At 75.6% G+C, this 1,044-nt stretch carries 1 pseudogene; it reads left to right on the forward strand.

The features are described 5' to 3' along the window. Positions 1 to 1,044: pseudogene (locus tag ACRDSQ_RS02450) on the forward strand (hypothetical protein); the annotation flags it as partial.

Consider the following 1,044-nt stretch of genomic DNA (forward strand, 5'->3'; position numbering starts at 1 on the left):
GGACCAACGGGTCACAGGTCAACGGCTCCCACGTGAACGGGTCCAAGGTCAACGGAGCCAACGGCACCAACGGGTCCAACGGGTCCAAGGTCAACGGCACCAACGGTGCCGGCGGCGCGACCCCGAACGGGCTGCCGCGGCGGTCGATCCGCAGCGGGGTCGAGGCGCTCAGCGCGCTGACCCGCGGCGACGGCGCGCAGCTGCCCGAGCAGTTCCCCACACCGCGCGACGCGGTCGACACTCTGGCTGCTCCGCTGAGTCCGCTGCCCGAGCCGCCCGCGGGCGACGCGACGTCCTGGCCAAGCCACCCGGTCCCCACCGGTCTGGCCGAGGACGACGCCCCGGCGGAAGCCCTTTTCGACCCGGTCGTGCCGGTCGAGGCCACCGAACCCCCGGTGGCGCCGAGCCTGCCCGAAACCGCCGAGGACACGACCGGCTGGTGGGACACCACCATCATCTACGAGCGCGCCCCCGGCGCTCCGGTCGACCGCGGCATCCAGGAGACCACGCCGATCTTCGACGAGATGGTCTCGGCCTGGTTCCGCGCGGTCACCGACGACCCGAACTCCACCGCCGCCGACGTCGCCGGGCCGCAGGCCTGGGACTTCGCCGCCGACCAGGGTTTCCAGGCGGCGCAAGCGGTTTCGCGGGCGCAGCCGGAGGACTTCACCCGCTCCGGGCTGCCCCGCCGGACCCCTCGGCGCAACCTCGTGCCGGGCAGCGCCGAGCCCAAGGCGTCCACCGCCCCGCCGGTCACCGACCGCGACGCGGAGGACCTGCGGACCCGGCTGTCGAACTACCAGCGCGGCGTGCACCGCGCCCGCGGCGCCCACCACACCGGCCCCGCGCACGGTCAGCCGGAGGTTCAGCCGGGCCTGGATCTGCGGGGCGCGCAGTGGCGCTTCGCCGCGGACTCCGGCTGGGCCGCCGCCGAACACGTCACGACGTCCACTTCGGACACCGCGGCCGACGGCAGCCTCCCGCGGCGCACACCGCGCGAACGGCTGCTGCCCGGCAGCCTCGACCCGGCGCCCGGCCCGCCGG

It is taken from the genome of Actinokineospora sp., assembly GCF_050699995.1.
Classification (GTDB): Bacteria; Actinomycetota; Actinomycetes; order Mycobacteriales; family Pseudonocardiaceae; genus Actinokineospora.